This window comes from Nostoc sp. KVJ3 (assembly GCF_026127265.1).
GTDB lineage: Bacteria > Cyanobacteriota > Cyanobacteriia > Cyanobacteriales > Nostocaceae > Nostoc.
The window spans coordinates 323,671-350,298 of sequence record NZ_WWFG01000001.1; the positions used below are offsets into that span (position 1 = coordinate 323,671).

Annotated in this window: 25 protein-coding genes; 7 read left to right on the forward strand and 18 right to left on the reverse strand. The window is 43.1% G+C overall.

Annotated elements, in window-relative coordinates:
• Nucleotides 1-4: 4 nt before the first annotated feature.
• From nifW to nifB, 16 genes are all read right to left on the reverse strand, one after another.
• Nucleotides 5-322, reverse strand: a complete 318-nt coding sequence (gene nifW / locus GTQ43_RS01410) for a nitrogenase-stabilizing/protective protein NifW (RefSeq protein WP_265270014.1) — start codon at nucleotides 320-322, stop codon at nucleotides 5-7.
• Entirely contained in the window at nucleotides 319-534 is a 216-nt protein-coding gene (locus tag GTQ43_RS01415) for a CCE_0567 family metalloprotein (RefSeq protein WP_265270016.1), read from the reverse strand. The genes nifW and GTQ43_RS01415 overlap by 4 nt, the downstream gene beginning before the upstream one ends.
• A 128-nt stretch (nucleotides 535-662) precedes the next feature.
• Nucleotides 663-1,139 carry a NifX-associated nitrogen fixation protein gene (locus tag GTQ43_RS01420; protein WP_265270018.1) on the reverse strand — a complete coding sequence of 159 codons (477 nt, stop codon included), beginning with the start codon at nucleotides 1,137-1,139 and terminating at the stop codon, nucleotides 663-665.
• Nucleotides 1,136-1,549 carry a nitrogen fixation protein NifX gene (nifX, locus tag GTQ43_RS01425; RefSeq protein WP_265270020.1) on the reverse strand — a complete coding sequence of 138 codons (414 nt, stop codon included), beginning with the start codon at nucleotides 1,547-1,549 and terminating at the stop codon, nucleotides 1,136-1,138. The genes GTQ43_RS01420 and nifX overlap by 4 nt, the downstream gene beginning before the upstream one ends.
• Before the next feature lie 342 nt (nucleotides 1,550-1,891).
• Complete coding sequence (gene nifN / locus GTQ43_RS01430; protein WP_265270022.1) at nucleotides 1,892-3,229, reverse strand: nitrogenase iron-molybdenum cofactor biosynthesis protein NifN; 1,338 nt, start codon at nucleotides 3,227-3,229, stop codon at nucleotides 1,892-1,894.
• Between the two features lie 160 nt (nucleotides 3,230-3,389).
• The gene (gene nifE, locus GTQ43_RS01435; RefSeq protein WP_179075413.1) at nucleotides 3,390-4,772 is read right to left on the reverse strand and encodes a nitrogenase iron-molybdenum cofactor biosynthesis protein NifE; all 1,383 of its coding nucleotides are present in this window, start codon (nucleotides 4,770-4,772) and stop codon (nucleotides 3,390-3,392) included.
• A gap of 113 nt (nucleotides 4,773-4,885) precedes the next feature.
• Nucleotides 4,886-5,233, reverse strand: coding sequence for a Mo-dependent nitrogenase C-terminal domain-containing protein (locus GTQ43_RS01440; RefSeq protein ID WP_265270027.1), 348 nt, complete (start codon nucleotides 5,231-5,233; stop codon nucleotides 4,886-4,888).
• Between the two features lie 125 nt (nucleotides 5,234-5,358).
• Nucleotides 5,359-6,894, reverse strand: a complete 1,536-nt coding sequence (gene nifK, locus GTQ43_RS01445) for a nitrogenase molybdenum-iron protein subunit beta (protein ID WP_265270028.1) — start codon at nucleotides 6,892-6,894, stop codon at nucleotides 5,359-5,361.
• Between the two features lie 229 nt (nucleotides 6,895-7,123).
• Nucleotides 7,124-8,635 carry a nitrogenase molybdenum-iron protein alpha chain gene (gene nifD / locus GTQ43_RS01450; RefSeq protein ID WP_265270029.1) on the reverse strand — a complete coding sequence of 504 codons (1,512 nt, stop codon included), beginning with the start codon at nucleotides 8,633-8,635 and terminating at the stop codon, nucleotides 7,124-7,126.
• Nucleotides 8,636-8,785: 150 nt separating this feature from the next.
• Nucleotides 8,786-9,679 (reverse strand): nitrogenase iron protein, encoded by an 894-nt coding sequence (gene nifH, locus GTQ43_RS01455; RefSeq protein WP_094327394.1) that lies wholly within the window; start codon nucleotides 9,677-9,679, stop codon nucleotides 8,786-8,788.
• Between the two features lie 57 nt (nucleotides 9,680-9,736).
• The gene (locus GTQ43_RS01460; RefSeq protein WP_265270033.1) at nucleotides 9,737-9,898 is read right to left on the reverse strand and encodes a hypothetical protein; all 162 of its coding nucleotides are present in this window, start codon (nucleotides 9,896-9,898) and stop codon (nucleotides 9,737-9,739) included.
• A 121-nt stretch (nucleotides 9,899-10,019) separates the two neighbouring features.
• On the reverse strand, nucleotides 10,020-10,376 hold the full coding sequence (locus GTQ43_RS01465) for a group 1 truncated hemoglobin (RefSeq protein WP_265270035.1): 357 nt from the start codon (nucleotides 10,374-10,376) through the stop codon (nucleotides 10,020-10,022).
• Between the two features lie 317 nt (nucleotides 10,377-10,693).
• Nucleotides 10,694-11,593: a Fe-S cluster assembly protein NifU gene (nifU, locus tag GTQ43_RS01470; RefSeq protein ID WP_265270036.1), complete on the reverse strand. Its 900-nt coding sequence runs from the start codon at nucleotides 11,591-11,593 to the stop codon at nucleotides 10,694-10,696.
• 259 nt (nucleotides 11,594-11,852) lie between these two features.
• Nucleotides 11,853-13,061, reverse strand: coding sequence for a cysteine desulfurase NifS (gene nifS / locus GTQ43_RS01475; RefSeq protein ID WP_265270038.1), 1,209 nt, complete (start codon nucleotides 13,059-13,061; stop codon nucleotides 11,853-11,855).
• A gap of 30 nt (nucleotides 13,062-13,091) precedes the next feature.
• Nucleotides 13,092-13,445 (reverse strand): DUF362 domain-containing protein, encoded by a 354-nt coding sequence (locus GTQ43_RS01480; protein WP_265270040.1) that lies wholly within the window; start codon nucleotides 13,443-13,445, stop codon nucleotides 13,092-13,094.
• Between the two features lie 114 nt (nucleotides 13,446-13,559).
• Nucleotides 13,560-15,005 carry a nitrogenase cofactor biosynthesis protein NifB gene (gene nifB / locus GTQ43_RS01485; RefSeq protein WP_265270042.1) on the reverse strand — a complete coding sequence of 482 codons (1,446 nt, stop codon included), beginning with the start codon at nucleotides 15,003-15,005 and terminating at the stop codon, nucleotides 13,560-13,562.
• On the opposite strand from nifB, the gene GTQ43_RS01490 reads away from it, so the two are divergent.
• Entirely contained in the window at nucleotides 14,999-15,160 is a 162-nt protein-coding gene (locus GTQ43_RS01490; protein WP_265270044.1) for a hypothetical protein, read from the forward strand. The two genes, nifB and GTQ43_RS01490, sit on opposite strands and share 7 nt — an antisense overlap.
• A gap of 1,126 nt (nucleotides 15,161-16,286) precedes the next feature.
• Nucleotides 16,287-16,865 carry a Uma2 family endonuclease gene (locus GTQ43_RS01495; RefSeq protein WP_265270045.1) on the forward strand — a complete coding sequence of 193 codons (579 nt, stop codon included), beginning with the start codon at nucleotides 16,287-16,289 and terminating at the stop codon, nucleotides 16,863-16,865.
• A gap of 152 nt (nucleotides 16,866-17,017) precedes the next feature.
• Here GTQ43_RS01495 and GTQ43_RS01500 read toward each other — a convergent pair whose 3' ends face one another.
• The gene (locus tag GTQ43_RS01500) at nucleotides 17,018-17,440 is read right to left on the reverse strand and encodes a XisH family protein (protein ID WP_265270047.1); all 423 of its coding nucleotides are present in this window, start codon (nucleotides 17,438-17,440) and stop codon (nucleotides 17,018-17,020) included.
• Nucleotides 17,441-17,554: 114 nt separating this feature from the next.
• Between GTQ43_RS01500 and GTQ43_RS01505 the strand changes: the two genes are divergently transcribed.
• On the forward strand, nucleotides 17,555-18,520 hold the full coding sequence (locus GTQ43_RS01505; protein ID WP_265270050.1) for an NAD(P)-dependent alcohol dehydrogenase: 966 nt from the start codon (nucleotides 17,555-17,557) through the stop codon (nucleotides 18,518-18,520).
• A 145-nt stretch (nucleotides 18,521-18,665) separates the two neighbouring features.
• On the opposite strand, the gene GTQ43_RS01510 is transcribed toward GTQ43_RS01505, so the two are convergent.
• On the reverse strand, nucleotides 18,666-20,393 hold the full coding sequence (locus GTQ43_RS01510) for a PQQ-dependent sugar dehydrogenase (protein ID WP_265270052.1): 1,728 nt from the start codon (nucleotides 20,391-20,393) through the stop codon (nucleotides 18,666-18,668).
• A gap of 1,166 nt (nucleotides 20,394-21,559) precedes the next feature.
• Here GTQ43_RS01510 and GTQ43_RS01515 point away from each other — a divergent pair.
• The 4 genes from GTQ43_RS01515 (at nucleotide 21,560) to GTQ43_RS01530 (ending at nucleotide 26,181) form a co-directional block, all read left to right on the forward strand.
• The gene (locus GTQ43_RS01515; RefSeq protein ID WP_265270054.1) at nucleotides 21,560-24,418 is read left to right on the forward strand and encodes an NACHT domain-containing NTPase; all 2,859 of its coding nucleotides are present in this window, start codon (nucleotides 21,560-21,562) and stop codon (nucleotides 24,416-24,418) included.
• A 93-nt stretch (nucleotides 24,419-24,511) separates the two neighbouring features.
• Nucleotides 24,512-24,679 (forward strand): HNH endonuclease, encoded by a 168-nt coding sequence (locus tag GTQ43_RS01520; protein ID WP_265270057.1) that lies wholly within the window; start codon nucleotides 24,512-24,514, stop codon nucleotides 24,677-24,679.
• A 445-nt stretch (nucleotides 24,680-25,124) separates the two neighbouring features.
• Nucleotides 25,125-25,601: a hypothetical protein gene (locus GTQ43_RS01525; protein ID WP_265270059.1), complete on the forward strand. Its 477-nt coding sequence runs from the start codon at nucleotides 25,125-25,127 to the stop codon at nucleotides 25,599-25,601.
• A gap of 286 nt (nucleotides 25,602-25,887) precedes the next feature.
• Entirely contained in the window at nucleotides 25,888-26,181 is a 294-nt protein-coding gene (locus GTQ43_RS01530) for a hypothetical protein (protein WP_265270061.1), read from the forward strand.
• The last annotated feature ends 447 nt before the right edge of the window (nucleotides 26,182-26,628 follow it).

Consider the following 26,628-nt stretch of genomic DNA (forward strand, 5'->3'; position numbering starts at 1 on the left):
CCTCCTAATCAGAAGTGATTTCTGTCAGTGTGACTACATTTTTCGGCTTGTCGTTAAACACTTTGAACAGCTTTTGTTCGTAAGCTGTCGATTCGATAAATACCTGATAAGCTTTCTGCAAAGCCAAAGAATATTGATTTAATTTCTCTTCTTGACTTACATCAGGAGAATTCTCATCAATTTCGTGCATATATTGTGAAAACTTTTTCAGAATATGTAGACGATGTATATTCACAACTTCTAAGTCGTAGGACATATTAAAGAATTGAAAAAATTCTTCCGCATCTACGAGCTTCTTGAATTCATCAATTGTTCCAGTCATTTAGCATTCTCCAATTGTTTCAGATGTTGCTTAAGTTCATCTAACTGGCGATAGATTTCATAAGTTGCGGCGGCAACATCCATAAGTTGTTTGTAATCTGTTGGCAGACCTTCAGCTAAATCATGCAAATCCATTTTCATTTGACCTGCTTTGCTGTTAAGCCGTCTGATTTGTCCTTGTAGTTCCTCAATGCTCGTTTCTTCCGCTTGCACAATCAGCCACTCCTTATTTTTAAGTTAGGAGTTAGAAGTTAGGAGTTATAAATTAAAACCTGTAAATCATGAATTATCGGTTAAGAGTTAACTTAATTCCTCACTCTTAACTCCTAACTCCTAACTCTTTAAAGTTTGCCAACTTCAGGGAAGCGTTTCGCCAAATCAAGACCTTTGTTGACGTAGTTTTCTCCCTCTTCTGCTAATTTCTCTAGGGAGTCAAAGCCAAAGCGTTGAGCGTCTCGTAAGGTTTTCACAGCTAGCAAGAGACGACCAGAAAAAACTAGCGCCCAGCCAAATCCTTCATGACTCAAATCAACTACAACCTGGGATATCAAACCTGTTTCTTGTTCAATCCCAGCAGCTACAGCCCGAAAAAATGCCATAATCCGTGCTTGAGTGATCGGATCAACTTCGCCCTCAACGGAAATTTCCCGTTTCTTTTGTTTGGTGACAATAAAGGGTTTGAGAATCAACTCATCCGACCAACTACGATAAACACCATAACTGTCTTGACCGCGAATTTGTTTGATTAGTACCTTCAGGAAAGGTGAGTTCAAGACTTCAGTTGTAGCAGTTCCGTTAACACTATTATTTGTGGTCATACTGTTGCTTCGTTTTCAACTTCATCGACAAAGTTTGTAGTTTTTGGCTGTAAAGCTTTACGCAACCAAGGCGGAGGATTACCTTTGAGGGTTTTTACTAGCTTATTTAGCACTTCACTAATTTCTTCTTCTGGCGATCGCGCCTTCACTGGGGTGACACCTTTCTTGATTAAACGAGCGGCGGCGCTACCACCAATTGCCACAACATAAATAATTGTGCAGTCAACTAATGCTTCAATTTTTGGTGCAAGTTTGCTCTCATTATTCTCTTCTTTGATTTCATAATTAAATTTGAGAGCTTCTACAAATTGATATCCTTCATCGGAAATTTCATAAACATCAATTTGTTCTGACCCTCCAAAATGAGTATTAATATGAACTCCGTCACTTGTCGTAAAGGCAATCTTCATCGTAATTCTCCTCTCTAAAGTTTTGAATTTTGAAGCAATCCGGTTCAGTTAGTGATATTTAGCCTCGGAAGATCCTCCTTAAAAATCTACTGTGTATACACAAGTTTTAAATAGCTGATTAACTAAGGTTTTACCCCACCCTAACCCTCCCCTTATAAAGGGGAGGGAACTAGATTTATTGTTTCCCCCCTTCATAAGGGGGATTAAGGGGGGTAATTCGACTTGTGTATACACGCCTTAAAAAGAGGGGCTAATTTAAGACTTGCTCTATTCCCTCCTTTTTAAGGAGGGTTAAGGAGGATCAACTCTTAACTGAACTGTTTTGAATTTTCAAGTGTGAATTCAAAACTCAGCGCTGACAATTCCTAACTCTTGAAACCGCTTAATTCTCGCTTCTTCTTGCTCTAAAAACAGGTTGCCGATGCCAAAGACAATTTCCATCGTGCCTCGATAGCCAACTTTGGTAAATTGACCATTACCTAAGCGATCATAAATGGGCAATCCTAGACGATAAAGAGGAATCGAGAGCCGTTTAGCGATCGCACCAACATTGGAGTTACCAATCAGCAAATCAGAACCACCTGCTAGACTCTCAAAGTCTTCTAAGTCGCCGATGGTGATGCTTTTAACTGGGAGTTTTTCTAAAAGGTGCGATCGCGTGGTTGTCACCGCCCCATGAATCTGCGCTCCCATCGATTGCAGGAAATGCACTGTTGACCACAACAAATCTGGTTCCAACGCTAGGGAAACTCGTTTTCCACTGAAGTAAAAGTGGGTGTCCAGCATCGCATCTTGCAACTGACGACGTTGGCGGCGGTATTTTTCGGGTACACTGTTACCGCTCAGAATCGCCAATGCTTGGATAAATTCATCTACTGGTTCTAATCCTGTCAGTTCGCCAAACACCTCATAAGGTGTACCAAAGCGTTCTTCCAGAATCTTAGCAGCCCCCCGCATACTTTCACCCAAAGCCAGGGTAAAGGCAGAACTACCGACTTCTCGTAGCTGTTTTAAGGTAGTCCCACTGACTGTAACCGCACTATAATTATCCTCCAAGTGTCCATCAAGGGAAGCGCCAAGGTCAGGTACAAAGATAGGGACTAATCCAAAAGATGTGACCATCTCTTTGATTTCCTGGACATCCCCAGGTGTGAAAGCAGAACCCGCCAAAATCGTGACTTGTTCAGTTCTGAGTCCACCCGCGCGAGGAATTTCCTTAACTATGCTTTCGACAGCAACGGCAAAACCATCTTGCAACGCACCTTTAAAATCTGGGGTAGGCGCAAAAACGATCGCTAAATCATTCAATTCAGGATGGCGATCGCGGATTTCCTTCAGAAACCCTTCAATGTCATCGCCTCTAGTTTCCGTTAACCCAGTACTACATAAACCAATAATTTCTGGGTTAGCCTTTTCCACCAGAGTCAGAATTGCTTGCTCCACATTCTCTTCACCACCCAAAATGGTAGTGACTTCTGTCATCGCTGTGGTAGCTAAAGGAATAGCTTCCCGGAAATGCCGCACGAGGACAACTTTAGCGAAAGCAGTACAACCTTGAGAACCGTGGAATAAAGGCATCGTCCCTTTCAATCCCAAAAAGGCTAAGGTTGCGCCCAAAGCTTGACTTTGCTTGAGGGGATTAACTGTCAGTGCTTTGTTAGTAACGGTAACGATCGCCATTAAACTACCTCCTCATTTGGAAGCTCTTTAGTCTGCGTTTTCTGCGCCTCTGCGGTTGAAAAATGATTTTTTTGAACCACAGAGTACGCAGAGGGCACAGAGAGAAAAAGATGAGAATTTGGTGTTTTCACCAACGAATTTAGGAACGTTGCGATCGCCATTAAACTTCCTCCTCTTCTTCCCAAGGAGCGGGTTTGCGTATTTGTTCCCAAATTGGGCTATACAATGCTTCGTACAATTCCCGCGCCATTTCAATCATTCCCACATAACCTGCATAAGGATGATGGCGTTCTTGGTTGATATCAAGGAAAGGAATTCGAGCTTTCAAAGCGGTATATTGGTTACGTCCACCAGCAATCAGCATATCTGCGCGAGTGTCTTTAACCAGTTGTAGCAATTCTTGAGCGTTGCCTTTCTCTAGCATGATGCCATCGTTGCCAATCAGCTTCTTGATTTTGGCTTTATCTTCTTCAGTACTTTTCCGAGTACTGGTAGCAACAACTTCAATGCCTAAGTCTCTAGCAGCCGAGATAATCGACCAACTTTTGACACCACCAGTATATAAAACAACCCGCTTACCTTTGAGTCGAGCGCGATAAGGAGCCAATGCCAAATCTAAAGCAGCCGTTTCTTCTGCAATTAACTTTTCTGTCCGCTCTTGTAAATCAGCGTCGCCTAATTTAGCAGCGATATTTCGCAGACAGCGATTCATATCATCGATGCCGTAGAAAGACTCTTCAATGTAGGGGATGTTATAACGCTCCTCCATCTTTCTTGCCATATTGAGCAACGCTCGCGAGCAGATCATGACGTTGAGCTTGGCACGGTGGGCGTAGCGAATTTCATCGTAGCGAGCATCGCCCGTAATTTTAGACAAAATACGGATGCCTAATTTTTCTAACAGTGGTGTTACTCCCCACATTTCACCGGCGATGTTGTATTCACCGATTAAGTTAATATCATAAGGCGTTGTATGTTCCGGTTCTGCTGTTCCGACAACATATTCTAATAAAGCTTCACCACCAAAACGGTTGCCCAGATTTTTACTGCCGATGAATCCTGGGGCAATGACGGGAACAACAGGAATACCAATTTTCTCAGCCGCCGCTTTGCAGACAGCATCCATATCATCGCCAATTAAGGCTGTAACGCAAGTGGCATAGACAAATATTGCTGCTGGTTGGTAGCGCTCTTTGAGTTCCAGAATCGCTTTGTAGAGTTTCTTTTCGCCACCGAAGATGACATCATTTTCACCCAAGTCAGTGGTAAAGCCCATTTTGTAGAGTTGCGGGCCAGACGACAGACTACCACGACTGCCCCAGGAATTACCAGCACAGGCGATCGGCCCGTGGACTAGATGCGCTGCATCTGCGATCGGCACTAAAGCAATCATTGCACCATCAAAGGCACAGCCCCCTTGAGCCGCGCCAGGTTGTGCCTGTTGAGCGCATGATTTATTTTTCTTTTCCGCTTGTTTATGCTGATTATGTTCGCATCCTGTCTCAGTCAGCAGCTCGTTGATTTTGCCTTGGGTGCTTTTCATCTCTCTTCTCTTAATTGTTAATTGTCCTTTGTCATTTGTCCTTTGTCATTTATCCTTTAAATAACTAACAACTAATGACCAATAACTAATGACCAATGACTAATGACCAATGACTAACAAATGTATTTTGTGACATCCTCTCCACATACATCAGCGAGGTAAGATAGAGCGCGGAAACGCAATCCTACAAATTCGTCATATAAAGGATTGAGTTTACATAGTGGTGGAATATCAATAGACTTCCCAAATAATTTAATTTGTCGCTCAAATGGACAACAACAAGGAATTGTTTGGCAAATTAGATGAGCGAAGCGATTATTTTTAACCTGAATTCCATCCACTACACGGCGCAACGGATTAAGAAGATTGTGGAACCATCCTCGTTTTTTCTGATTAGGTGGATGGTAATTAGGATGAGGATGAGTGTGAGTGTGTTCGTGAGTATGATTGATGGTTTCCATTTATAAATTCCTTGGGTAAATGCTATGAAGAAAAAGGGGGAAATAATTCATAATTACGAATTACGAATTACGAATTACGAATTATTTTCTCCCTTTAATTAACACGTTGTGTTTCTACGCAATTTCTAACGAATCAAGTCGTAGGAAATATCTGTCTTAGAAGGAATGTTGGTGTTGCGATCGATTTCTTCAAACAGAGTATTTACAACCCAGTTGAGCAAGTTGATTACACCTTGATAACCAATGGTGGAGTAGCGGTGTAAGTGGTGACGATCCATGATGGGGTAGCCGATTCTCACGAGGGGAATCTTGGTGTCGCGCCACAGGTACTTACCGTAGGTGTTACCGATCAAGAAATCTACTGGTTCGGTGAACAACAGTGAACGCATGTGCCACAAGTCCTTACCAGGCCAAACAGTTGCATGTTGACCGAAGGGGCTAGAAGCAAGCAATTCTTTGATTTCTGCTTCAAATACTTCGTTGCTATTGTGAACCAAGATATGCACAGGTTCAGCACCCATTTCTAGCATGAAGCCAACTACGCTGTATACTAAATCTGGTTCGCCGTAGATAGCGAAGCGCTTGCCGTGAATCCATGAGTGAGAGTCAGTCATGGCATCAACTGCACGACCGCGTTCGATTTCCAATTCTTGAGGAATGGGGATACCACTCAATTCGCTGAGTTTCATCAAGAACTCATCAGTACCCTTAATGCCCCAAGGACGGGAAACTGAGGTTGGTTGCTTCCACTCTTTTTCAATATACTCGCGGGTTTTGAGGGTAGAGTGTGCTTGCAGAGCGATCGTCGCTTTCGCATTGATTGAATCTGCGGCATCTTCTAGCTTTGTACCACCTGGATACATATCGAATTCACCTGTGTTTGGTGAATCGAGGTAGTCGCTGTTGTCGGCTAGAATTGTGTAGTCAAAGCCGAACAAAGAAGCAATCCGCTTGATTTCGCGGTTGTTACCTACGTAGGTGTCAAAACCTGGGATGAAGTTGATTTTACCATTGCTGGTTTCTTTCTTATGACCTGCGGTCAAGTTAGAAAGAATTCCCTTCATCATGTTGTCGTAACCAGTGATGTGGGAACCGACAAAGCTAGGTGTGTGAGCGTAAGGTACTGGGAAAGTTTGAGGAACTGAACCAGCTTCTTTAGCATTATTGATGAAAGACTGTAAGTCATCACCAATTACTTCTGCCATACAGGTGGTGCAGACAGCAATCATCTTGGGCTTGTAGAGTTGGTAAGAGTTCGCCAACCCGTCAATCATGTTTTGCAGACCACCAAACACGGCTGCATCTTCAGTCATTGAAGAAGATACACCAGAGAATGGCTCTTTGTAGTGACGGGTTAAGTGGGTGCGGAAATAAGCAACGCAACCTTGAGAACCTTGAACGAAGGGTAGAGTACCTTCAAAACCAACAGCCGCAAAGATTGCTCCCAATGGCTGACAACCTTTAGCAGGGTTAACGGTTAAAGCTTCACGAGCGAAGTTCTTTTCACGATAATCCCAACCTTTTGTCCACTCTGCAACCCGTTGTACTTCTTCGGCTTCGTGACCGTTTTCAAACTGCTTTTTGTTTTCAAAAAGTTGTTGGTATTCTGGTTGGTGGAATAACTCGACGTGATCTTGAATTTTTTCGGGATTCTGAGGCATTTTCGGATCTCCAAGCTTACTGAATTCTTTACTAATCGAGGAATAAAGATTTAAGGCGGGAGAGACGCGATTAATCGCGTCTCTACAAGGGAGTGGGAATATGATTCAAAATTCAAAATGCAAAAATCAAAATAAATTTTTAATCTTTTAATTTTGAATTTTGGATTCCCGACTCCCTCCTGGGGTTTTAGCCCCAGGTTATCCTTACTTATCTCTCTCTCCCATTTCCCTAAACGGCAGCCTTAGCCTTAGCTTCAGCCTTCTTAGCCTGAGCTTTTTCATTCCAAGGAGCGCCAATTAATGACCAGGTTGGGCTGTTGAGTGCCAAGTCCATGTCACGTGCGAAGATGGCGAAGCCGTCATAACCGTGATAAGGGCCGGAGTAATCCCAAGAGTGCATTTGACGGAAAGGTAGACCCATCTTTTGGAAGACGTACTTCTCTTTCACACCAGAAGCTACTAGGTCAGGCTTCAGCGCTTTGATAAATTCCTCGAATTCGTAAGCGGTAACGTCGTCATAAACGATGGTGCCGTTTTCGATGTAGTGAGTGGTACGTTTGTAATCATCGTTATGAGCGAACTCATAACCAGTACCAATCATCTTCATGCCCAAGTCTAGGAAAGCTGGGACAACGTGGCGAGGACGTAGACCACCAACCATTATGGCTACAGTCTTACCATCCAAACGGGGGCGATACTTAGCAATTACCGCATCCATTGTGGGCTGATATTTGGCGATAACTTTTTCAGCATTTGCTTGGATTGTTTCGTCAAACTTGGAAGCGATTTCCCGTAAAGATTCAGCAATCTTGGTGGGGCCGAAGAAGTTATATTCCAACCAGGGTATACCATAAGCTTCTTCCATGTGACGGCTGATGTAGTTCATCGACCGGTAACAGTGGATGAGGTTCATCTTCACATTGGGGGTCATCAACATTTCGTTGATGGTGCCATCACCTGACCACTGAGCGACTACGCGCAAGCCGATTTCTTCTAACAGGATGCGGCTAGCCCAAGCATCTCCACCGATGTTGTAGTCACCAATGATGGCTACATCATAAGGAGTACCTTCAAACTTGAGTGTACCGTCTTTTTTCGCTTGGTCGGATCTGGTGAACACCCAGTCACGAACCATGTCGTTAGCAATGTGGTGTCCTAAAGATTGGGAAACACCCCGGAAGCCTTCGCAACGCACAGGTACAACTGGCTTGCCGATTTCTTTCGATGTCTTCCGAGCAACTGCTTCGATGTCATCCCCAATTAGACCGATGGGACATTCAGATTGAATGGAAACACCACGGTTGAGGGGGAAAAGTACATCAAGTTCTTGGATGAGCTTGGTAAGTTTCTTGTCACCACCGAACACGATATCTCTTTCTTGGAAGTCAGAGGTGAAGTGCATGGTACCAAAGGTATCAATACCTGTAGTGCCGATGTAGTAGTTACGACGACCAGACCAAGACCAGTAACCGCAACCTACAGGCCCGTGGCTGATGTGGATCATGTCCTTAATAGGGCCCCAAACCACACCTTTAGAACCGGCGTAAGCACAACCGCGAGCGGTCATTACCCCAGGCAGGGATTTGATGTTAGACTTAACGCCGCAATCGGACTTACCTTCTTCGTATACACTTAAGTGCTTTTCGCGCTTTTTAGCTGCTTTTTCTGGGTAAGCACTGAGAACTTCTTTAATTAGTTCTTTTCTTTCTTCGATGATGTTTTGATTTTCTGGAGGTGTCATACTTAGCCTCTGTGACTCGTAAGGATCGGGGCATAGGGGGACTAGGAGTCCCCTCTAAGGTTAGGGGGGAGATGCAAGGGAGAGGATAAAAGGGAAGATATGAAACTCTTCCTTTTTCCTTGTGCTAAAGCGTTATTTATTAGCAGCGAATTATACTACGGGAGCTTCAGCAGCACTTTTGCCAACTAGCATTGCGGTATTTTCGTCGCTTTCGAGAATACCGAATTCAATCAACAATTCTTCTAGTTCTTCCATTTCGATGGGTGTAGGAATAGCTAGATTTTTGTTGTCGATGATCTTTGTAGCCAATGTGCGATATTCGTTAGCTTGGTTGCTTTCTGGTGCGTACTCGTTAACAGTCATCCGGCGCAATTCTGCGTGTTGAACGATGTTGTCACGGGGTACGAAGTGGATCATTTGGGTGTTCAACCGTTTTGCCAAGGTTTCGATTAGTTCGATTTCCCGGTCAGTGTTACGGCTGTTACAAATCAAACCACCCAAACGCACGCCACCAGTGTGAGCATACTTAAGAACACCACGAGCGATGTTGTTAGCAGCATACATCGCCATCATTTCACCTGATGTTACAATGTAGATTTCTTGTGCCTTGCCTTCACGGATAGGCATTGCGAAACCACCGCACACAACGTCACCTAATACGTCGTAAGATACGAAGTCTAGGTTTTGGTAAGCACCATTTTCTTCTAAGAAGTTGATGGCGGTGATGATACCACGACCGGCGCAACCTACACCGGGTTCTGGCCCACCAGATTCTACGCAACGAACGTCACGGAAACCGGTTAACATTACTTCTTCGAGTTCGATATCTTCTACTGCACCACGTTCTGCGGCGAGGTGAAGAACGGTTGTTTGAGCTTTGCTGTGCAGCATCAAACGGGTGGAGTCAGCTTTAGGGTCGCAACCGACGATGAGGATGCGTTGACCCATTTCTGCCATAGCTGCTAAGGTGTTTTGGGAAGTGGTAGATTTACCGATACCGCCCTTACCGTAGAAAGCTATCTGTCTAATCTTTTCGTCTGTCATGGTTCTTGTTTCCCTGCAATTGGTTGGTTGGTGGGTCTGTGCGTTTGTCAGTTGCGTTCACGCCAGTTGAGCGACAGTAGTGAGCGCGTGTAGAGCATCGTTGGTACAGTTGGCATAAATGCCTGCTGGGGGCGATCGCTCCACAGCTAAAATGATCGAAAGTAGGTACATATATTTCGTCGTTAAATTTTTTTCTTTTTGTTCTTTGTCCTTTGTCATTTGTTCTGACAAAGAACAAAGAAAGTTACGCAATTTACAAATACGTCATAATGTGCTTTAGCTTGCAAGACTCAATAGGACTTGACTTTGCTATTTGTCAACAATTAATGCATAAGTCCTATTACTTGTTTAAAATAGCGCCCTTCATGTTTGTGACACGCTCTAGTGCAGCTTTGGTGTTTTCTGCTGATACCCCACCCACAGCCATTGCTTCGCCGAGATGTTTAGCGATCGCATCGAAGTGTGGTTGCTGTAGATTCATTCCCGCATGGGTTTTGTCCATTGGACGACCAGCGTATTGCTTTGGCCCCTCAAATATCTGAGATAAGAAGGCAACTAGATGATTACGTTGCTTGACCATATCTTTACCAGCAAAAAATGTGTTGAGGGTGCTGTCTGCGGCAATGCGTTTGTGGAGTTCATCTACTGTTTTCTCAATAGCTGGTTGTCCGCCAATGTTGTCGTACAATGTACTCATATTCTGTTCCTTTGAAGCGAGTTAGATGATGAAATTCGCAAGTAGGCGCTTAATCTATGCAGCCTATATGCTGTTAGCCGTAATAGTGATAGGACTGATACCAATTCGTAATTCGTAATACCTTGGGGGGAGCAATCCTTCGGGTGTCTACGTAATTCGTAATTAAGAAAGTTAGATTTGAATGTATTACTCTCTTTTGGCGAATTGGTATGAAGCATTGAGTGGAGACAATGATTCGATTCAAATCCTACTTTCTGTTCTTGGCTGAATGCATATTAGGGCGTATTTGTAGAGTTCGTTAAGTCCTACAGCAATTCCTAAACTGCTTCGACTACAAGGCTCTTGCTGACACGATCTTGTAATCTGGCTTCGATCGCAATTTTTAGGGTTGCTGTACTACTAGAACAGGAACCGCAAGCACCTTGCAGGACAACTTTAACGCGATCGCCTTCGACATCATAGAGTTCTACATCTCCCCCATCTGCAATGAGTACGGGTCTGACTTCTTCATCGAGAACTTTTTGAATTAGAGCAATCTTTTGGACGTTGGTTAGCGATCGCTGCTTTGACGTAACAATTTCTGTGGCAACTTGTACGCCGTAATTGTTGAGAGCAGGTGAGGCGTATTCCTGTTGAACTGATCTAATAATATCATCAATGTTCGCCAGACAGGAACCGCATCCGCCACCAGCTTTCACATAATTTGTTACTTGTTCGGCATCCGTGAGATGATTTTCTAGAATCACGCGGCGAATTTTAGATTCGCTGATGCCAAAGCAACTGCAAACTAATGCACCTTCATCATCATCATCGTGGGTAGCTAGAGGTATGCCACGATAATTGTAGATAGCGGCTTCTAGGGCTTCTTGTCCCATTACAGAGCAATGCATCTTTGCTTCTGGTAAACCACCAAGGTAATCTGCAATGTCTTTATTGGACACTTTCAGAGCTTCATCTAAGGTCAAACCTTTGACCATTTCGGTTAATGCACTAGAAGATGCGATCGCACTAGTACAACCAAAGGTTTGAAAACGAGCATCTAGAATCTTATCAGATTCTACTTCCACTTTCAGGTGCAATCTCAGAGCATCACCGCAAGCAATGCTACCGATTTCACCCGTTGCAACCTTAACTCCAGCTTCGCCCGTTTCTTCAATTTCTCCCTGATTTTTGGGATCGTAAAACAGTTCTAATACTTTATCGGTGTAGTCCCACATAATGAATTTTAGATTTTAGATTTTGGATTTTGATTGGGGGATTGGTTCCATTCTCAATGCGCTATACATTAGGGCGTGTTTTCAAAGCTTCCCTTAAGTACCCCAGTCTTTGGAGATCCCCCCAACCCCCCTTAAAAAGAGGGGCTTTTAGAGTTTCTTTTCTTCCCCTTTTTTAACGGTGGCTTTTAGAGTTTCTTTCCCCCCCTTTTTTAAGGGGGATTAGGGGGGATCTTCTAGTTTGAAAACAGTCCCCTAGTCCCTAACGATGCGCTAGTGCTTGTTCTTGTCCTTGCAACCAACCTGCATCGTCATTTTTGAAGGGTGAGAGGGCGCGTAGACGTTCTACAATACTAGGCATTACCTCTATCACTCGATCGATTTCGGCTTCTGTGGTGTAGCGACAAAGACTGAAGCGAATTGAACCGTGCAAAGTTGTGTAGGGTAAGCCCATTGCCCGCAGGACGTGGGAAGGTTCCAGAGAACCGGAGGTACAAGCAGAACCGGATGATGCACAGATACCGTATTTGTTCAATAACAGTAGAATTGCTTCACCTTCGATGTATTTGAAGCCGATATTTGTGGTGTTGGGCAATCTCTGCGTAACGTCACCGTTAACGACACAATCGGGAATTGTAGCTAGTAAAGTTTGTTCGAGGCGATCGCGCAGCTTTCTTTCTTTTGCCGTCGCTTCTTCTAAGTGTAACAGTTCTAGTTCCGCAGCTTTGCCCAAGGCGATAATTGCTGGAACATTCTCTGTTCCCGCTCTCCGTCCGCGTTCTTGGTGTCCCCCAATCATAAAGGGACGGAACCGAACCCCACGCCGAATATATAAAGCACCAATTCCTTTCGGCCCGTGCAGCTTATGACCAGACAGAGTTAACATATCCACGGTGCTAGTCTTCATATTCAACGGGATTTTTCCCACTGCTTGCACCGCATCTACATGGAAGATAGCGCCATATTCTTTGACGCGCAACCCAATTTGCTCAATCGGGAAAATCGTGCCGGTTTCATTATTAGCATACATAATTGTCACCAAGGCGGTGTTACCCGTCAAGGAAGCTTCTAGTTCATCTAGATCCAGCTGCCCTTGATGATTTACTGATAGATAGGTAACACTATAACCTTGGGTTTCTAATTGTTTGCAGACATTGAGTACTGCTGGATGTTCAACTTGAGTGGTGACGATATGTCGCTTTTCTGGTTGCGCCAACAGTGCGGCTCGAATCGCCGCGTTATCTCCCTCAGTTCCACAACTTGTGTAGACAATTTCTGACTCATCGGCTCCCAGGATGGCTGCAAGTTGTTCTCTTGCGGTTCTCACTGCTTTACCGACTTGCCCACCAAAGGTGTGCATACTGGAGGGATTGCCGTAATAATCTGTGAGGTAAGGTAACATTACCTCTATAACTTCTGGGTCTACCTTAGTGGTAGCATTATTATCGAGATAGATGCAGTTATTTTGCATTGTTGTCTTCAATTAAGAATTACGAATTATTTAAGCTTCTGCACCCATTGTTTGGGATTGGCGTTTTTGCAACTGTTGGGAGTATTTCTCGGAATAACAGTTAAACCAACGTTCCCAGTAATCTTGTTTATTTGTTAATTTAGCAACTACGCGGTTGTAATTGGTAAACCAGCCTTCCCAGTAATCGCTAGGCTGCTTAACGCAACCGTCGCAGGTGGGACAACCAGCTTTACACTGAGGCATGGTATGAATGCTACCAATACAGTTTGTACAAAGTTCAGGGTCAATCCAGTGCTGTCCGTCAACCACTTTAACTGCATTTGTGGGACATACCGTTAGACAGAGATTGCAGGAAATACACTGGCTAGTAATTTTGTAAGCCATGATTTATTCTCCTTTTGGGGATTGGTTACTGGGGATTGGGTACTGGGTACTGGGTAATGGATACTGGGAAAATTCTTCCTTAATTCCCAGTCCCTAGTCCCCAGTCCCTAATCCCTAATTCCCTAATTCCTTAACGTATTGCTCGTAGAACTCCAAAGCAACCTTTTCAATCACGTCGTAAGCTTCAACAGCCTGTATTCCAGCTTGTTGCAATTTCTCTTGAGGACTGTTACCAATCTTGGAGACTAAAACTGCTTTGCAATCTGCGATCGCTTTTATAATATGCTCAAAGGAAGCTTCTTCGCCGTATCCACCTTGGCAGTATTGGTCAATTTTGCGATGACCGATAAAGCGAACTTCGTTTCCACCCACTTCGTAAATTTGGAATTCTTTGGCATGACCGAAGTGTTGGTTAACTAATCCGCCGCCTTTGGTTGCTACTGCAACTAAAACTTTCGGACTATTGGCAATTTTCTTGCCAGCTAGCGCCTTATCTTTGGCTACTTTAAGTTCTTCTTTAAACTTCTCAATTCCTTCGTGAACAGTAGCGCGTTGTTCCATGTCATATTCGGGAGCCATTTCCAAGAATTTCTCTTTGGAGAACTCTTGGCTGCGGTCTTCTCCCAACAATCCGACTGCATCGGCACGGCACTGGCGACAGTGACGCATCATTTTCATGTTACCAGAGCAGTTGTCTTGAACTTCTTTAAGTTCTTTAGGTGTGGGGCCGCGTTGACCGATTAAACCGAAGTGTGTGCCATGTTCTGGTGCAGAAATCAACGGCATGATGTTGTGCAAGAATGCACCTTTCTCACGAATGACTCGATTCACTTCGACTAAGTGATGGTCATTAATTCCGGGAATCATCACGGAGTTGACTTTACACAAGATATCTGCATCTTTCAGGGCTTGCAATCCTTCCATCTGTCTTTCGTGGAGGATTTTTGCACCTTCAAGACCTCTGTAGCGCTTGCGTTTGTAGTGAACCCAAGGATAAATCAATGCACCGATCTCTGGATCTACCATGTTAATGGTGATCGTTACGTGATCTATATTTAATTGTTTAATGCGATCGATGTAGTCTGGGAGCATTAAACCATTGGTTGATAAGCACAGCTTAATATCTGGTGCTTGCGCTGCAATCAACTCAAATGTGCGGAAGGTTTTTTCTGGGTTCGCCAATGGGTCGCCAGGGCCAGCAATTCCCACAACTGTCATTTGAGGAATCTTACCACCAATGACCAAAGCTTTATGTGCAGCTTCTTCTGGTGTTAGCAATTCGCTAACTACTCCAGGACGGCTTTCGTTAGCGCAATCATATTTGCGGTTGCAATAGTTGCATTGAATGTTGCAAGCGGGAGCAACTGCAACGTGCATCCGGGCGTAGTGGTGATGAGCGTCTTCGCTGTAGCAGGGATGTTTCGCAATGCGTTCTTGGAGCTTTTCGTCTCTTTCCACGGTGGTGCTGCTGGTGCTGTCGCAGCCGCAACCACCTGATTTTGCTTGGGTTGGCGATTCCGTAGCGTTAGAGTTGAGGAGTCGTGTAGACGGTGATGTCATTGAATTTCGCAAAAGGTCGGTGGACTTGGCTGCCACTGTGGGAGATGCTGTGGCTACTATCTATGCCCAGAATTGAAGTCGCGTCTTCCACACTACCTGCAAACCCTTGGGTTCGGGCGACTTGTTTTCAAGTCAGGCAGGCAATAGATATCTGATGTTCGGCTGGTGTGTGTCAACGTTCGGTTCTTGGGTAGAATTGGTGCTTACAGCCGCGACTTCTCTTCACTTCAGGCATGGTGCTATGTCATCCCTCCACTCACTTTCCGCTTTGTTTTGTTTCAGAGCGTTAGGTGATTGGCGATATAAGATTTATAGCAGCCGTCTCCCAGCCAGATGTTGCGTCTCTCTAGGATAGAATTTATTGGATTTATTACTTTTGTACTCACATACTAAAAACCCTAATTCTTCAAGCATTACAAGAATTAAAAAAGTTTTTTTTAGGTAGGGGTTCTAGTCTTTTTTGGTTGGGGTTCTAGTGTTTATAGATGGGGGTTCAGGATTTCTTTGTACTCAGCTAAAACTCAATCCCAGTAAGGAATTTAATCTACTTGTAACTGGGCTTGGGTTATTTAAATGTGTACTCAGATTGCCCTCAATTTCCGTCAAAAGCAATAAATGCCAAGGGTTTGAGGGTGAAAAACTGGAGTAGTCTATATCGTTCTACTCCAGAAACGTGCGAAATTCAATTCTGTATCTAACATATCATTTTTTTCAGGGTAAAAATGCAATTCATATTTATTTAATTTTTGCTTTGACAATCATATTCAATTGTGGCTCTAAGTCTTGTCTGATAAGCGATGTGAGGTAATGAAAATAGGTGTGTTGCTGCATATCATTTTCAAAAAACTTAACTTTTAACTCCTTTTTTTCATTCCCAAAATGAGGCGATGGGTAGGAAACTCTCGAATTTTGTGTTTGAGAGAAACAACAAACTATAATCTAACATGATTGTGCGATCGCAATGAATTTTCTGAATTGCTCAATACAAACCTTAGCAAAAAACCCCATTTCCGTATCGGGAAGCTACGGTGTACACACAACTCGAATTACCCCCCTTAATCCCCCCTTATAAAGGGGGGAAACCGGAAAATCTTGTTCCCTCCCCTTTACATACGGGGAGGGTTAGGGTGGGGTAAAACCTTGGGTTTTTCAGCTATTTCAGACTTGTGTGTACACCGTAGCCTTTTAGGAGAGAGACTTTGAAGTGAGGTTTTCCCGATACCCTGAAAAGTCAGACTGTCATTTAGCTACAATCAGACCAACCGTGAAAAAATCTGAGTTATGATAGCCATCCCCCAAGAGCCGCCAAAAATGACCGTTGAGGAATACCTGGAATGGGAACCTCAGCAAGATATTCGCTACGAATATGCCAATGGCGAAGTATTTGCCATGACAGGCGGTACAATTCCCCATAACGACATTGCACTAAACTTGTACACTGCCTTACGCCCTCATTTGCATTCCAGAGGTTGTCGAGTGAATGTGTCAGATGTAAAAATGCAACTCACCCTCCAGAGTCGCTACTATTATCCTGATGTTATTGTCAGTTGCGACCCTGAAGACCTTAATGCCCGCAAATTTATTCAACATCCCAAGCTAATTGCCGAAGTTCTTTCCCCTGGTACAAGCGCTAAAGACCGGGGTGAAAAATTCACTTATTATTTGACAATCCCCAGTTTGCAAGAATATATCTTGATTGACTCGGAAAAAATCTCCGTTGAGCGTTACTGTCGGGGTGAGGGTAGGATGTGGCTTTACTATCCCTACACGGCTGGAGATATGGTCACTTTATCGAGCATTGAATTTGAATGCCCGATTGAACTACTGTATGAAGGTGTTGTATTTAGCACTGAAGAATAAAAAGAATGTTCCGTGTTGACTTTTAAAGAGCGATGTCTACGACGGGCTGCGCCTACGCACCTTAAGCAACTCCATAACCTTGTGTAGGGTCTTAACTCCGGTGGACGAAAGCCCAGAACAATGTGTTCTTTAGGAATTCCAGCCAGAGTGGTCTAACTTGGTATAATCCATTGTTTAATAACCTCCTGTTTTGGATCAAAGGTAATCAGCTTTAAACGATGATTTCTCAGTAACAGTTTGCCGATAGGTTCTTCAAATAAATCATCAAAAACTCTGTTAGACACTGCAAGATATAACATTCGCTCTGGCTCCAATTCAATTAAGATATCCTGATATAAAATATACTGACCCAATGCTTTTTCTAAATCATCAACATCTGAACTGTCGCTAAAACTTTTAATCACAACTGCAATTTTTGATTCCCCTTTTTGCGCTGCTAACAGTTGTCTAGCACCTAAATCAACATACAAATCTTTTTTACCAAACTTCAGAGTCAGTGGGTCATGAGTAATTATCCATTTATCTTTAATCAAAGCATTTTTAACATTATTGTGATAGACATCTCTAGCTGGCATACAGGTGTAGTTTTAGACTGATATTTCTATTTTAGGAAATCGCTACACTAGATTTATCAAGAAAAACAGGCTGTCTGAGTTCATTCAGCCAAACAGGGTAGCAGGAGGAATGCAATGAAAGCAGTGGTTATCCGTCGGTATGGCGCGGCTGAGGTGTTGCAGTATGAAGATGTGGAACAGCCGAAAATTGAGCCAACTCAGTTACTTGTAAAAGTTGGTGCTAGTAGCGTCAATCCTATTGATTGGAAAATCCGCAAAGGGATGTTGAGTTTGATTATCGGCAGTAAATTTCCGAAGATTCTGGGATTTGATGTAGCGGGAGAAGTCGTAGAGGTTGGCTCTGGGGTCACGCGCTTTAAACCGGGAGATGCTATTTACGGCAGTACTAGCTTCCCTGGAGGAGGTTATGCCGAATTTGCCGCTATCCCCGAAAACTTGGCGGCGCTCAAACCAACGAATCTATCTTATGAAGAAGCTGCGGCTGTACCTTTAGCGGCGCTTACGGCTCTGCAAGCGCTGCGAGATCAGGGAAATATTCAAACAGGACAAAATATCTTGATTAATGGTGCTGCGGGCGGTGTGGGGATTTTTGCAGTGCAAATTGCTAAGGCTTTAGGGGCAGTAGTGACGGGAGTTAGTAGTACCAAAAACTTGGATTTGGTCAAATCTCTGGGTTCTGACCGCGTGATTGATTATACGCAGCAGGATTTTACCGAAGATACAGCACAGTATGACATTATCTTTGATGCAGTAGGTAAGCGATCGCTCTCAGAAACCAAAAGAGTCCTCAAACCCAACGGAGTTTATATCACCACCGTACCCAACCCCAAAGTCATGTTAGAGATCGTCTTAACAGCGTTCCTTCCTGGTCAAAAAGCTAAATTTCTCTTTGAGAAACCTAACGCTAAAGACTTGCTTTTTCTCAAAGAATTGATTGAAGCGGGTAAAATTCGTGTAGTGATCGATCGCACATATCCCTTACAAGAACTTGCGGCGGCTCATATTTATAGTGAAACTGGGCGGGCAGTGGGTAAAATTGCGTTGGCGCAGCCCGTCGTAGACATCGCGGTTTCTAGTTGATTGGAGGACAATGGGGGAAATCCTTATCTAGGAGACGCTCTACCTTGGCAAAGCCTCTCGTAGATAAGGCGCTAGCCTCTCCCTTGGGGAGAAGACCAGCTAGCTGCTTCACTAAAATCCAAAATTTAAAACTCGGTGAGTGGTGCTACTTAACCTCTATAAACGAGATTATCTTATCTAAGTTCCCAATGGATTTATAATCACCAGCACTAAACTCACGGCATAGACCACCGGTTTCATTTTGGCATACACGTACCACTACACCTGCTGGTACACTTAATGAGCTTATATTGTCATTCCCCACAACATTTAAGTCACCTGCGTTAGCTTTGTATACTCCTGGAGTTGTGGGAAAAGATTGGGAAACTCCACCAAAATTAGGGTCACTGTAGACTTTAACCTGTGATGATGACGGATTGACCTCTATAAGCGAGATCATGTTATCCAAGTCTCCAATAGATTTATAATCACCAGCACTGAACTCACGGCATAGACCACCAGTTTCATTTTGACATACACGTACCACTACACCTGCTGGTACACTTAATGAACTTATATTGTCATTCCCGATAACATTTAAGTCACCTGCGTTGGCTTTGTATACTCCTGGAGTTGTGGGAAAAGATTGGGAAACTCCACCAAAATTAGGGTCACTGTAGACTTTAACCTGTGATGACGGCGTGGAGGAAACATTGTAGGAGAGCTTGTAGATAGTGCCGCTGTAATCATCCGAGATCAACAAATTACCTTGCTGATCGACTACCATATCCACAGGTCGCCCCCAGATTTCTTGCGTTGCTGGAGTTAGCCAACCACTCACTAAATCTATCTCGTCCCCTAGTGTCTTTGTTGTACTGTCCCAGGGAAAGTAAGCTATTTTGTAGCCCGTTTTCTTCTGCCGATTCCATGAGCCATGCAGCCCCACCACTGCCCCACTTGAGTATAGGCTGGGAAATTTGGTATTTTGTAAAAATGTTAGTCCCAAGGGGGCTGAATGGGCTGGGATACCCTTGCTAATCCTGTCCATCGCATTGCAATTAACATGTCCATCAGCATTGAACTGATAGTCGCGATCGAAGGGCATATTATTAAAGCCATTTAATGTGTCAGGATTGGGGTTGCAGAATGGCCAACCGTAGTTACCACCATCTCCGACTTTCGTGAACTCCTCTGGTGGGTGGTCATCTACGTAAGAGGGGACTACCTTACCGTAATTGCCACTGTTATCGTTGAAGGGATAGGCGATGTTATCTCGATTATTAACGACTACCCAAAGGTCATTTGTGCCAGGTAAGAATGCTAACCCTTCGGCATTACGTAAACCTTGGGCAAAAAGCCGCTGATTAGTTCCATTAGCGTCGTACTGGTAAACTGCACCACGTTTTGGGTTACTAACAGTATCTTGTGTGCAAGCATTGCATGTGGAAGCGATGGACACATACAGTTTGTGATTGCCATCAAGTGCAATATTTTTGAGTTCGTGACCATAAGCACCTTTGAGTTCTGATGTGCTGTTGTCTGGTAAGCCAGTTACAACGATTTGACGATTTTTTGCGATTAAGTCTCCAGAATTATAGATGAAGCGGTTAATTTGATGTGTCTCAGAGATATAAACGTATGTGGTGTTGTTAATCTGATGAAACACAATGTCGTGAGGCTTGCGTAGACCTGTCACGAAGTCGGAAATAATTGGGTCTTTGCTGCCATTTGGCCGGACGATTAACACTTTTCCCGTACTGGGCTGTGACACTAACAGATCCCCATTGGGAGCAATTGCCATAAAGCGAGCATTCTGAATGCGAGCATAGACAGAGATGGAGAAGTTGGATGGCACTTTTAAGTAACGGTTAGAATCAAAGGGCGAAGAGGTCATTGTACTAGGCACTTTCAGCTGGGTGTCAACAGACGCAGCTGGCGGTTGGCCAAACGCTGGGGTGGAAAAAACCTCTAAGGACATTACACTAGTAACAGAAGGGAGCAAACTAACTAGTGATGCAGATAATATGCGTCCGAGTATCCGTATTGAGTTTAGGGAAAACATAACCATTTTTAACTTTTCTCTAGCCTGGTATTGATGCATCTCACACGTAACTCTCGGCTAGCCGATTTCTCCGAGAGTCAAAACAAAGATCACTCAGAGTACTTGTTTTTGGGAACACTTCGTTAAATATCTTTATATAGTACATATACCAATATTTTTTCTCACTCATCAAAAAATGGGTGAACCAAGAGTTACAAAGAAATGCATAGCGATCGCTCTTTAAAACTAAAAAAATCCTTAAAGCTAAGAGAATTGTCACCACTATACCGTCCCAAAACCTTGTATAGAGTGTATTGGGAGTGTATTAAGAGTGTACTAAGAGTGTATTAAGAGTATTGTTTTCCTATCAATAAAAAAATGATGTTTGAAAAACCGTAAGCGTTCAAGACTTCGTTTTTCTCAAAGATATTGATTTAACCTAGTAAAATCTATGTGGTGTGATGATTGAGCGCACACCTGACAAGAACTAGCAGATGCTCATGGTCTTAGCAAAAGTGAGCGTTCTGTGGGAAGATTGCATAGGCGCTTCGGACACGCTTCGCGGACGCGGGGGCTGGGATTGCTTCGCTCGCAATGACTGTAATTAATTCTGCATGGTTACTTATTGTAGGGTGTGTTAGAGGATATTTGAAAAGTCCTCTTATCGGTATCAAAAGTTTTAGATCCCCCTAAATCCCCCTTTTCAAGGGGGACTTTGACTCCGGTTCCCCCCTTTTTTAGGGGGGTTAGGGGGGATCAAAAGTGCCTAAAGTTACAGAGAAATACTTTTCAAACATCCTCTTAGAACGGAGTTCGTAACGCACCATGACATATAGTTAGGTGTGTTAGCCATCATCCCATTCAAGAGGACTACTTACCTGCAAAGCATGAACTATTACCTCTTTAATGGAGCGACGTTGAGCGTAGGCAGTATTGTTTTACAATAACCTTGAAATCTGGAAACATTACTCCAGCTAGTGGATATACTCGTAATCAAACTCTCAACAGAAGCGAGTATTATGCTGGACTGGTTAGCTATGTGGGGTGTAACTCAGGCCGTCGGGTTGATTTTTAAACCCATTCTGGAAGACTTAGCTAAGGATGCTGCTAAAGATTGGGCTAAAGATTTATTAAAAGGCATCCCTAAGAATATTTTAGAGAAACTTAAGAAAGAAGATATAGAAATCGCTGCTGGCAAAGCCTTAAAAGAATTTTTGCAACTAGTGCAGGAAGATTTAAAAGGGGGAGAACTTTCTGAAGATGAAATCAAAAAGTATACGCAGCCAATAAAGCAGTTTGTCAAAAATCAAGAAGTCAAAGAAATTTTGGGAAATGCCTTTAAAAATGACAATCCAGCTATAGATACTAATAGATTACAAGAAATTTGGGATAAAATTAATGTCTCAAATCCGTTACCAGATGATTTTAACTGGAAGCGAGTTGCTAAGAAATATCTGCAAAAAGTTAAAGAGATTATTCGAGGAATTCCTGAACTCAGAGCTATTGTTGATTCCCAAAATCTGGAACAAATCGAAAAGAACACAAGAGGGTCTGGTGAGCTTATTCCCGACTTTGATTTGAAACGCTATCAAGAAGGAATCCGCGATCGCTATGGCAATCTCAAATTAGATAGCTTAGATACTACCGGCTATGCTTATAACGAACTTAAATTATGGCGGATTTTTACTGCTCAAAATGTCCGGGAAGCTCATCAAGTTTTACCACAAGTTCACGAACTGCCTAAAGAACATCTTAGACGGCTGCGAGAAAGTAACCAAGTAGAAGCAGAAGTGGAATTAGAAGAATTAGAACGCCACAAACGGGTTTATTTTGAACAGCCGATCCGTTCAGTATTAGATGTTGTCAATAAAAAGCAAGATTATAAATATATTGTGATTTTGGGCGATCCTGGTTCAGGTAAGTCTACTTTGTTGCAATTTCTGGCTTTAAATTGGGCTGAGTCTCCACTGGATAATGTTATCTCATTACCAATTCCGTTGCTAATTGAATTACGCACTTATATGCGGCGACGGGAAGATAAAGAGTGCAATAATTTTCTCGAATTTTTTCATCAATGTAGTGGTGCTGTTCATCATCTCAATCAGCTTGAACTAGATAAACAATTAAAAGCTGGTAATGCCTTAGTGATGTTTGATGGTTTGGATGAGGTATTTGACCCTGGGAAGCGAGAGGATGTAATTACTGATATTCATCGCTTTACTAATGACTATCCTGATGTGCAGGTAATTGTCACTTCTCGGATTATTGGCTATAAACCGCAACGATTGCTTAATGCTGAGTTTCGCCACTTTATATTACAAGATTTAGACTCAGAACAAATTCAGGATTTTATCAACCGTTGGCATGAGTTAACTTTTACCGATGCAGCAGATAAAGTGAGAAAACGGGAACGGCTACAAAGAGGAATTGCAGCTTCCAAATCTATTGCAGAATTGGCGGGAAATCCTCTGCTGTTGACGATGATGGCAATTCTTAATCGGAATCAAGAGCTACCAAGAGATAGAGCTACACTTTACGATCAAGCTTCGCGGGTACTGCTACATCAATGGGATGTGGAACGCGCTTTGACAGAAGATAAGAGGTTAGATCCCAAAACGATTGATTATAAAGATAAGCAAGCGATGCTGCGTCAGGTTGCTTATCTTATGCAAACTGGTGAGAAAGGTTTGGCAGGGAATTTGATTAATGAAAATGATTTAGTCAAAATTTTGATTGATTATCTGAAAACCATAGAATTTGATAAACCCAGAGAAGTGGCGCGGGTGATAATTAATCAACTGCGGACTCGCAATTTTATGTTATGTTTCCTGGGTGCGGATTATTATGCCTTTGTGCATCGGACATTTTTAGAATATTTTTGTGCTTGGGAGTTTGTCTGGCAGTTTAAAGAAACGCAAACGCTGACTATTGAGGAACTTAAGAATGAAGTTTTTGGCAAACACTGGCAGGATGAAACTTGGCATGAAGTTTTGCTGCTAATTGCGGGAATGATTGAGCCAAGATTTGTTGGGGAGATTATTGAATATCTAATGATGCAGGAGGGAGATTTAACTAGAATATATCTTTCTGTTGATTGTTTGTTAGGAGTAAGAAATCGTAGTTTAATTAAAGTAACAGAGATAAAATTATTTAACAAGCTAAAAGAGTTAACTCAACTTGGCGGTCGGAAATGGGTACGAGCAAGAGCAGTACACGAGTTAGCAAAAGGTTGGGAAAATGACCCAGAAACCTTGTCATGGCTAAAGTTACGTGTTCAGACTCGTGAGCATCCGGTTGTTTTAGTAGCATTATTGGAAGAATTAGCGAAGAACTTCAAAGATGACCCAGACACTAAAACTATCCTCAAAGAACGCGCTACCCAGCATGATGACAACTATATCCGATTTACAGCAGTCCAAGAATTAGCGAAGAACTTCAAAGATGACCCAGACACTATAACTATCCTCAAAGAACGCGCTACCCAGGATGATAACTGGGAAGTGCGACGTGCAGCAGTCCAAGAATTAGCGAAGAACTTCAAAGATGATCCCGACACTAAATCCATCCTCAAAGAACGCGCTACTCAGGATGATTACCAATATGTGCGACTTGCAGCAGTCCAAGAATTAGCTAAACACTTTAAATATCAGCTTGAGTTGTTTGACATATACCACCACTGCGCTGTTAATGACCCCTTTGAGGGTAGCCATAAAAGCTATAGCCCCAATCCTCGGCGCATTGCACTAGAGATAATTATCAAGCAATTTCCTCAGCATCCCCAGACTTTACCACTGTTGCGCGATCGCGCAGAGAATGACCCAGATGAGCAAGTGCGGGAATTTGCTCAGAAGAAGTTGGCACAATTAAGCAATAATTGACGAGAATATTCCTGTAGAGACGGCGATTTATCGCGTCTAACGTGCCAGTTTTTTAGACGCGATAAATCGCGTCTCTACATGAGGGCTTTCTGGGTGTCTCGTCCATATATTAGTGCAGAATTGGGGCGTTTAGTTGGCGATCGCGCCACCCATCTATGCGAGTATTGTTTATATCCAGAAGTAAACAGCTTAGGCTTTCAAGTTGACCATGTAATTAGTGTTAAACACGGTGGTTCAACAAAGTCTGAAATAGCTGATTAACCAGGGTTTTACCCCACCCTAACCCTCCCCTTTACAAGGGGCTACGGTGTACACACAAGTTTGATAACCTAGCCCCACAACGTTTTGATCCCCCCTAACCCCCCTTAAAAAAGGGGGGAAAACTTCTTAAAGTCCCCCTTTTTTAAGGGGGATTTAGGGGGATCAAACCACATTTTGCACCCGCCACAGAGATGTGTGTACACCGTAGTTGTAAAGGGGAGGGAACTAGATTCCTGTTTCCCCCCTTTACAAGGGGGGATTAAGGGGGGTAATTCAACTTGTGTGTACAACAGTAGCCTGAGCAAGGGAAGGGGATTAAAAGGTGGGGTGCAATGAGTGTAAAACAGATAAATAGGTTATGATGTGCGATCGCATCCACTAATGGGAATTCTATACTTAGCAGCTATTGCTACTTCACTACTAAAAACCCAAAGGTAAATATACGATGGCCTATCAAAATATTACAGCGTCCCTTTCTGCACAAGATATTCAAGAAATTAGAGCCGCGCTACAGAAAGTCCAACAAAAGCTTCCCTTCTTGATTACTCTCAGCACGGAAGAACGGCGGAAGTTAGTAAAAATGGGGGATAAAAGCCTAGCCTTTGTAAACAATAGCATCACTGCTGCTCAGTCGAACCGCGAGATTCTTCCAGCCACTTTTGATGTTGAGGAACTTGTTCGAGATTATCAATTAGCCGCAGCGCTGACCGAACTTTTAACTTCTATGCAACAACTCACCGAACAGGTAGATGATACCTTAATGGCTGTCGGTAGTGAAGCGATGACTAGCAGTTTGACTGTTTATGATTATGTGAAGACTGCATCAAAAAAGACTCCAGGCTTAAAAACTGTCGCTGAACAGTTGGGCGAACGCTTTAAGGCTATTGGTAAAGGGAAATCTGCAAAAACTGCCGTCTCTTGATAAATTAATACTCATCGGCAAGTCTCATATTTTTTCAAAACTCTTTGTAATATAGCACTTCTCGCTTGTATGCAATACACTTTGACCTCTCTCCAAACCTCTCTCCTAAAAGGAGAGAGGCTTTGAATCTTACTCCCCTTCCCTTTGTAGGGAAGGGGTTGGGGGTTAGGTCTTTATTGGACTCAACACAGAAGCGCTATAAATAAATTTGCTGTAGGGGTGTACAAATGTACGCTCCTATTTTGTTTATCCACCTTTTATCTCCGTCGCTGAGTATTTGAACTGGATGAATCCACCTTTTATCTCCGTCGCCGAGTATTTGAACTGGATGAATCCACCTTTTATCTCCGTCGCCGAGTATTTGAACCGGATGAATCCACCTTTTATCTCCGTCGTCGAGTATTTGAACTGGATGAATCCACCTTTTATCTCCGTCGTCGAGTATTTGAACTGGATGAATCCACCTTTTATCTCCGTCGTCGAGTATTTGAACCGGATGAATCCACCTCTGAACTCCGTCGCCGAGTATTTGAACTGGATGAATCCACCTTTACAGATTTCGTGGTTAGGGGCGCTATGAGAACATTTGCTTATTCTGCTTTTCTAAGATTTTGCGATCGCTATTCCCACACATCTATATAATAAGAAAACAGTCACGATGAGCGATAACTATATTTTGAAAGGTATATCTGCATACAGACAGCAAATCCTAAAAGAAAATAAAGAAATCTGTCTTTCGCTCAACTCAATAATAGGATAATAATAGTAGTAGGATATACAGAAAATCGATTTGTAGCCTCATCTAACTCATACTTGAGTCCATCTGAGTACAACTTAATATATTGCAAAATATCTTGACGAAATCTTAGCAAAGGCTTACGGGTAAAGTTCCTTGTAGCATGAACAGAAATTCTTAACCCCTACCCCAAAAATACTAGCACCCCTACCATTAAATACTAGCACCCCTAACCCCAGACGAATTTTAACTTTATGTTAAGTCGGGGTTTTGGCGTTTGAGTACAACCTT

Excerpts from the sequence above, each read along its gene's own strand:
- nifD (WP_265270029.1), bottom strand. The coding sequence starts at position 8,635 with ATGACACCTCCAGAAAATCAAAACATCATCGAAGAAAGAAAAGAACTA.
- GTQ43_RS01440 (WP_265270027.1), bottom strand. The coding sequence starts at position 5,233 with ATGGAAACCATCAATCATACTCACGAACACACTCACACTCATCCTCAT.
- GTQ43_RS01505 (WP_265270050.1), top strand. The coding sequence starts at position 17,555 with ATGAAAGCAGTGGTTATCCGTCGGTATGGCGCGGCTGAGGTGTTGCAG.
- GTQ43_RS01465 (WP_265270035.1), bottom strand. The coding sequence starts at position 10,376 with ATGAGTACATTGTACGACAACATTGGCGGACAACCAGCTATTGAGAAA.
- nifE (WP_179075413.1), bottom strand. The coding sequence starts at position 4,772 with ATGAAAAGCACCCAAGGCAAAATCAACGAGCTGCTGACTGAGACAGGA.
- nifN (WP_265270022.1), bottom strand. The coding sequence starts at position 3,229 with ATGGCGATCGTTACCGTTACTAACAAAGCACTGACAGTTAATCCCCTC.
- nifB (WP_265270042.1), bottom strand. The coding sequence starts at position 15,005 with ATGACATCACCGTCTACACGACTCCTCAACTCTAACGCTACGGAATCG.
- nifX (WP_265270020.1), bottom strand. The coding sequence starts at position 1,549 with ATGAAGATTGCCTTTACGACAAGTGACGGAGTTCATATTAATACTCAT.
- nifW (WP_265270014.1), bottom strand. The coding sequence starts at position 322 with ATGACTGGAACAATTGATGAATTCAAGAAGCTCGTAGATGCGGAAGAA.
- GTQ43_RS01510 (WP_265270052.1), bottom strand. The coding sequence starts at position 20,393 with ATGACCTCTTCGCCCTTTGATTCTAACCGTTACTTAAAAGTGCCATCC.
- GTQ43_RS01495 (WP_265270045.1), top strand. The coding sequence starts at position 16,287 with ATGATAGCCATCCCCCAAGAGCCGCCAAAAATGACCGTTGAGGAATAC.
- GTQ43_RS01525 (WP_265270059.1), top strand. The coding sequence starts at position 25,125 with ATGGCCTATCAAAATATTACAGCGTCCCTTTCTGCACAAGATATTCAA.
- GTQ43_RS01530 (WP_265270061.1), top strand. The coding sequence starts at position 25,888 with ATGAATCCACCTTTTATCTCCGTCGCCGAGTATTTGAACTGGATGAAT.
- nifS (WP_265270038.1), bottom strand. The coding sequence starts at position 13,061 with ATGCAAAATAACTGCATCTATCTCGATAATAATGCTACCACTAAGGTA.
- GTQ43_RS01515 (WP_265270054.1), top strand. The coding sequence starts at position 21,560 with ATGCTGGACTGGTTAGCTATGTGGGGTGTAACTCAGGCCGTCGGGTTG.
- GTQ43_RS01490 (WP_265270044.1), top strand. The coding sequence starts at position 14,999 with ATGTCATTGAATTTCGCAAAAGGTCGGTGGACTTGGCTGCCACTGTGG.
- GTQ43_RS01480 (WP_265270040.1), bottom strand. The coding sequence starts at position 13,445 with ATGGCTTACAAAATTACTAGCCAGTGTATTTCCTGCAATCTCTGTCTA.
- GTQ43_RS01460 (WP_265270033.1), bottom strand. The coding sequence starts at position 9,898 with ATGACAAAGGACAAAGAACAAAAAGAAAAAAATTTAACGACGAAATAT.
- GTQ43_RS01420 (WP_265270018.1), bottom strand. The coding sequence starts at position 1,139 with ATGACCACAAATAATAGTGTTAACGGAACTGCTACAACTGAAGTCTTG.
- GTQ43_RS01500 (WP_265270047.1), bottom strand. The coding sequence starts at position 17,440 with ATGCCAGCTAGAGATGTCTATCACAATAATGTTAAAAATGCTTTGATT.
- nifU (WP_265270036.1), bottom strand. The coding sequence starts at position 11,593 with ATGTGGGACTACACCGATAAAGTATTAGAACTGTTTTACGATCCCAAA.
- nifH (WP_094327394.1), bottom strand. The coding sequence starts at position 9,679 with ATGACAGACGAAAAGATTAGACAGATAGCTTTCTACGGTAAGGGCGGT.
- nifK (WP_265270028.1), bottom strand. The coding sequence starts at position 6,894 with ATGCCTCAGAATCCCGAAAAAATTCAAGATCACGTCGAGTTATTCCAC.